Raw genomic sequence first — 5,764 nt, forward strand, 5'->3', positions numbered from 1 at the left:
ACGGCGGCGCCTCCCAGTATGGCCGGTATCAGGGACGGCTTTTCCGGCGGGCGTTCATCCTCCTCCGAGGCGGCCTCGCGCACCGACAACTGGACTTTCGCCAATTGCAAATCGGTTTCCAGCCGGGCCTTTGCGGCTTCCGCCTCGCTCGCCCTGGTTTGCAGCGCGATCAACTCGGAACCCGCCTGTTCCCGCACCATTTCCAGTTCCGCCCGCAAAGCCTCGACCTCCGCGTCGGCGGTGTAGCCGCCCTGCTCCATGAAGTCCTCGACCATGGCCTTGAGGTCGCCGACTTGTTTTTCCAGGTTTTGCACTTCTTGCCCGGCGAAATCTTTTTCAAACACGGTCTGGGAATAGCGCGCCTTCAAGTCCTCCAATTCCTGCCGTAGGTCATCCTCCGGCACGGCTTCCCGCGCTGGAGGCATGACGGCACTGCTGGTCGCGTATTGCTGCAATAACTGATCCCGCTCCTTCTGCATTTCCGTCAGGGCCGTTTGCAGCTTGTGCGTGGCCAGCCGGGCCTGCTGCAATTCGGCGTCGGCTTTTTCTTTTTCGGCGATTAGCCGCGTTAGCCGGGATTCCAGCCTGCGCTGATCCTGGTCGGGCGGAAGGGGGATGGGCGACCGGCGGCTGTCACCGTCCGACGCGATGGGCGGAGCTTCCTCCTCAGCCGGGGGCGGCGCGACGGGAACGTCCGTGAGAACGATTTCCGGCTCGTCGAGACCGTCGAGCGCTTCCAGCCTCAGTTCGTGTTTGGGTTCAGGTTCGGGTGTCGGCTCCGCCAGTTCCGCGATGATTTCGTCGGGCGGCAAGCTGTCGATGCCGCCTTTTAAAACCTGGGCGTTGAAACGGAATCGAAGTAGTAGATAGGCGGCGGCTTCGCTGATTTTGCCGGTTTCGCAGACGGCGATGTACTTCTTGCCGCGATCCAAGCTGGTCAGCATCATCCGCAGCGAGAAGAACGGCGCCCGGATGAGTGGGCCGCGTGGCTGACCATGTTGGTATTGGTCCGGCATCCGCACGTCCAGCCAAATCCCGCCCTGCTTGATGACTTCGATGGCCTCCTTGGCGGACAGCTTGCCGATGACCGGGTCGCTGACCAATTTGAGGAAGTTGGCCTTGTCCAGCCGCATCAGCTCGCCGTGGGTGTCCATGGTGACGGTGAGGGTGCGCGGCTGTTCCGAGATCAGCGCGTCCTCGCCGAAGGTGTCGCGGCTCTTGAGGGTCGCCAGCTTGATTTCCTTGGCGTTCGCGGAGGGCTTGCGGGTCAGGGAGCATTGCCCGTGCTTGATGATGTAGAAGTAATCGCCCGCATCGTCCTGATGGAAAATCACGTCGCCCGCCTTGACCTTGACTTCTTGGATGGCCCGCAGCACCGCCTGGAGATTGGCCGGCGGCAGCCGTTGGAAGATGGGCGAGCGCAGCAGGGAGGACATCCAGTCGGTTTCGGAGCTTTCCGATAATTCGGTGGCCTTCGCCTCGGGCGGCGGGATGCGGACTTCCTCTTTCGGATAGACCAGCTCCGTGGCAATGCGCACGAAGCGGATGGCGTCCTTGGCAATCGCGGCCACCTTCCTGGGGTTCTGGTGGGCCAGGGCGAACCGGGCCACGTCGGTGCCGCTGCTCACCGAGTCCATTTCGACCCCGCCCGCTTGCAGGGAAATGGTCCCCGAGAGCAGGTAGACGAATTCGCTGGTGGCGTCGCCTTGATGAAACAGGGCGGTTCCCTTGGGCGCGTCCTCGATCTTCAGCGCCGCGCACAGCTCGTCGAAGCGTTGGGCGGACAAGGTGTTCAGGGGAATCAGGCGGCGCAGGTCTTGCGTTTCGTTTGGGGTGGGTGCGGCAGACATGATCGGATTGAAATTCCAGGGGGGCAGGCTCCATATAATAGCCCATCCTGTTGCGGTCGCCCCCGTGCCATTTACGGGCAACTTACCGCATTGATACGGGATGGATCATCCCAAACCCTTCATGAATCGAGGCATGGTATGTCAAGAATCCACAGTCGATTGTTTCCCTTGTTATTGGCCGGGCTGCTGAGCCTGTCTGGCCCCGCCTCGGCGACTTGGCCCCTCAGCGTCGATGGTCAGCCGATGCCGAGCCTGGCGCCCATGCTCAAGAACGTTACGCCAGCGGTGGTCAACATTTCCACCCGCACCCAAATCCAGGAGGCCGAGCATCCCCTGCTCCGCGACCCGTTCTTCCGGCACTTCTTCGACATCCCCAACCAGCCCCGCAAGCGGGAGACCTCCAGCCTCGGCTCCGGGGTCATCGTGGACGCCAAGCGCGGCTACGTGCTGACCAATAACCACGTCATCGACAAGGCCGACGAGATCATGGTGACGCTGACCGATGGCCGCAAATTCAACGCCAAGCTGGTGGGCGCCGACCCGGAGTCGGATATCGCCGTGGTCAAGGTGGATTCCGAGCGGCTGATGGCCCTGACCGTGGGCAACTCCGACAAGCTGCAAGTGGGCGATTTCGTGGTGGCGGTGGGCAATCCCTTCGGTTTGGGGCAGACGGTCACGTCCGGCATCGTCAGCGCCCTGGGCCGCTCGGGCCTGGGGATCGAGGGCTACGAGGACTTCATCCAAACCGACGCCTCCATCAACCCCGGCAACTCGGGCGGTGCCCTGGTCGATCTCAACGGCCAGTTGATCGGCATCAACACGGCGATCCTGGCGCCCAGCGGCGGCAACGTCGGCATCGGCTTCGCCATTCCCGCCAACATGGCGATGAGCATCATGAACACCCTGGTGGAGCACGGCTCGGTGAAGCGCGGGCTGTTGGGCGTGAATGTCCAAGACCTGACCCACGATCTGGCCCAGGCATTCGGCCTGACCGAGAGCCAGGGCGCCGTCGTCACCGGCGTGCAGCCCGATTCCCCCGCCGCCAAGGCCAAGCTGGAGCCGGGCGACATCGTGCTGGCCGTCAATGGCCGCAAGGTGCGCAGCGGGATGGATGTGCGCAACGCCATTGGCTTGACGCAAATCGGCGACACCGTGGAAATGGAAGTGCTGCACAAGGGCGAGAACGTGATCCGCGAGGCGAAGATCGCCGCGCCCAAGATCGTCACCGCCGACGGCAAGACCATCAGCCCCAAGCTGGCGGGCACCGTGCTGCGCGACCTGGATGCCGGCGCGGGCGGGGAGGGCGTGCAGGTGGACAAAATCCACACCGCGTCCTATCCGTTCCAGGCGGGACTGCGGCCCGGCGACGTGATCATCATGGCCAACCGCGAGCCGGTGCGCAGCCTGGATGAGCTCAGCCGGATCGTGCGGGGCGGCGGCGAAATGCTGCTTAACATCCAGCGGGGCGGGCAGGGCTTTTTCCTGCTGCTGCGCTAAAAAACCATAGGGTGGGTGGGGCGCACTACCAGGGCAATCGCGCTATCGTCAAAAGCCGCCCGTTTTCCCCCTCTCCAGCGGGAGAGGGTTGGGGTGAGGGGGATTCAAGCCTGATCTTTTCTGCCTTAACTCTTTCAACATGGCACCCAAAAAGCTCAGGCCGGGATAGCCATCAACGTTAGTTAAAGGAAGAAATCCTTTTTTGATCCCCTCACCCTAACCCTCTCCCGGTGGGAGAGGGGAAACCCCATTTCATCACATAGCGCGATTGCCCTGGGCGCACCGCGATGAGGCTCGCTATTTCTGTTGATTTTGCCGTGCGCCGTGACCCACCTTATGAAACTTATGGGCCGATAGAGCTTGAACCGGGTTTTGTCGGCCCTGTCACGTTCAGGGCTAAAGAATTCTGAAAAGTGGATTAAACTTAGCCCACCTTCGGTGCCGGATCGAGATGGCTTGGCTTTGAAGGACAATCCGCTTTCTGCGGCCATTGGGTGTAAAAGGCATACCAGAGAAAATGCCTATGACAATCAAACACCACCTGAACAAATAGCTTAATGGAGAGGGGTTATTATGGCAGTCGAACTCTATAACGACGGCAATCATAAATGTGTCGTCTTCAACGATCTAGTGAAAGGCGAAGGGATTCAGTGCAACCAGTTCATCATCGTCGATAAGGGCGAGGGCATGTTGCTCGATCCGGGCGGAAATCTCACCTATAAGGATTTGATTTCCGAAATGTCCAAATTCTTCCTGCCCGCCCGCACCCGGTATGTATTCGCCTCCCATCAAGACCCGGATATTGTCGCCTCGGCCAATGGCTGGCTATTGATCACCGACGCGAATATCCTGATTTCCCAGGACTGGACCCGGTTTATTCCGCATTTTTGTTCCAGGGGTATGACCGTCGGGCGCCTGATCGCGATTCCCCATCGCGGCATGAATATTGAGCTAGGGCAATGCGAGTTGAAGATTCTGCCCGCCCATTATCTGCACACCGTCGGCAATCACCAGATTTATGATCCATTGAGCAAAATCCTATTTTCCGGCGACGTGGGCGCGTCCTTGGTCGAGGCGGCCAAGGCGGGCCACCCCATTGAAGATTTCGACGCGCATCTGCCCAATATGGCGGGATTCCATGCCCACTACATGAGCAACAACAAAGTGTGCCGGTTGTGGGTGAATATGATTCGGCAATTGGATGTGGAATGGATTGTGCCCCAGCACGGCGCGTCCTTTAAGGGCAAGGCGATGGTGAACAAGTTCCTGGATTGGTTTGAAACGCTGGAGTGCGGCACGGACCTGATGACCCAAGCGGATTATCAGGCACCTTAGAGCTTAGAATTTAGAATAACGAGGCAATACCATGGGAAAAATTTATCGGCTCGAAGAATTGATTCAGCCACTCACGCAAATCGCGGGCGTCAAGGGGTGCGCGGTGGTGGCCTGCTCGGGGCAGAGTGATGTTTTATATGACGCGAACATCGGGGGCATGGACCGGGCCTTGTTAAGCGCCATGGTATCCAGCCTCGTGCTGATCGCTGAAAAGCTGGCCCATGAGTTTGATGGAGCCACCGCCGTGAATCATCACGCCTTGAGTTTTGGCGATTCGACGGCGGTTATCATACCGGGCGACAACGGTTTGGCCTTGCTGGTTTTGGCGGGCGGCGCCTATGACCGGGATGGATTGATTGGGGCGGGTTTGGAGGCATCCAAGCACATTGGCGAGTTGTTGCGGAATAAGTCGGCGGATACTTGAGCGCTTGGGGTTTTTCGTTGCGGCCGACTCGGTTTCAAAAGCCGAGTCGGCCTTTGTTTTTCGATGTCGCCCGCCAAATCATATACCCCCCTAGCAATACCACCGGAATGCTTAGGTATTGCCCCATGGTAATGGCCCATCCGGCCTCGAAAGCGGCTTGCCCTTCCTTGAAGAATTCCATGAAGAACCGGGCGCCGAATACCAGCGCGAGGAACCGGCCAAATAAATATCCGGTGGGTCCGGCATGACCCCGCCGCCGGTAATAATCGAACTGGAACAAGAAAATCAGCAGGTAGCAAAGCGCCTCGTATAGCTGCACCGGATGGCGCGGCACCATATCGACGCGGGCGAAAACCACCGCCCAGGGCACCTCGGCGGGTCGGCCCAGGATTTCCGAATTGAAGAAATTGCCGGTTCGGATCAAGCAACCCGACAGCGGCACGGCCATGCCGATGCGGTCGCAGACCCACAGGAAGGATTGGTTCGTGGCCCGGCGTGAATACAGCCAAACCCCCGTCAATATTCCCACCACCGCGCCATGGCTGGCGAGTCCGCCCTCCCAGACGGCGAGTATCTTCAGCGGATGGCTAAGGTAATAGCCCGGATCGTAGAGCAGCACATGGCCCAGCCTAGCCCCAATCACCGTGCCGCCGATGAC

At 59.9% G+C, this 5,764-nt stretch carries 5 protein-coding genes; 3 read left to right on the forward strand and 2 right to left on the reverse strand.

Annotated elements, in window-relative coordinates:
* Positions 1 to 1,850 (reverse strand): cyclic nucleotide-binding domain-containing protein (locus ACXWUF_RS17150; RefSeq protein WP_458495838.1); only part of this gene is annotated, 1,850 nt, incomplete at its 3' end.
* A gap of 138 nt (positions 1,851 to 1,988) precedes the next feature.
* On the opposite strand from ACXWUF_RS17150, the gene ACXWUF_RS17155 reads away from it, so the two are divergent.
* The 3 genes from ACXWUF_RS17155 to ACXWUF_RS17165 all read left to right on the forward strand — a co-directional run bounded on the left by ACXWUF_RS17155 (position 1,989) and on the right by ACXWUF_RS17165 (position 5,106).
* Positions 1,989 to 3,347 (forward strand): DegQ family serine endoprotease, encoded by a 1,359-nt coding sequence (locus ACXWUF_RS17155; protein ID WP_458495839.1) that lies wholly within the window; start codon positions 1,989 to 1,991, stop codon positions 3,345 to 3,347.
* A 573-nt stretch (positions 3,348 to 3,920) separates the two neighbouring features.
* Positions 3,921 to 4,682, forward strand: a complete 762-nt coding sequence (locus tag ACXWUF_RS17160) for an oxygen-binding di-iron domain-containing protein (RefSeq protein WP_458495840.1) — start codon at positions 3,921 to 3,923, stop codon at positions 4,680 to 4,682.
* Between the two features lie 31 nt (positions 4,683 to 4,713).
* Positions 4,714 to 5,106 carry a hypothetical protein gene (locus ACXWUF_RS17165; protein WP_458495841.1) on the forward strand — a complete coding sequence of 131 codons (393 nt, stop codon included), beginning with the start codon at positions 4,714 to 4,716 and terminating at the stop codon, positions 5,104 to 5,106.
* A 34-nt stretch (positions 5,107 to 5,140) separates the two neighbouring features.
* On the opposite strand, the gene lgt is transcribed toward ACXWUF_RS17165, so the two are convergent.
* A partial coding sequence (gene lgt, locus ACXWUF_RS17170; protein ID WP_458495842.1) for a prolipoprotein diacylglyceryl transferase occupies positions 5,141 to 5,764 on the reverse strand: 624 nt, incomplete at its 5' end.

Source organism: Methylomagnum sp., from assembly GCF_054333355.1.

What these genes read in the sequence shown, in the direction of transcription:
- ACXWUF_RS17155 (WP_458495839.1), top strand. Translation starts at nt 1,989, where the DNA reads ATGTCAAGAATCCACAGTCGATTGTTTCCCTTGTTATTGGCCGGGCTG.
- ACXWUF_RS17160 (WP_458495840.1), top strand. Translation starts at nt 3,921, where the DNA reads ATGGCAGTCGAACTCTATAACGACGGCAATCATAAATGTGTCGTCTTC.
- ACXWUF_RS17165 (WP_458495841.1), top strand. Translation starts at nt 4,714, where the DNA reads ATGGGAAAAATTTATCGGCTCGAAGAATTGATTCAGCCACTCACGCAA.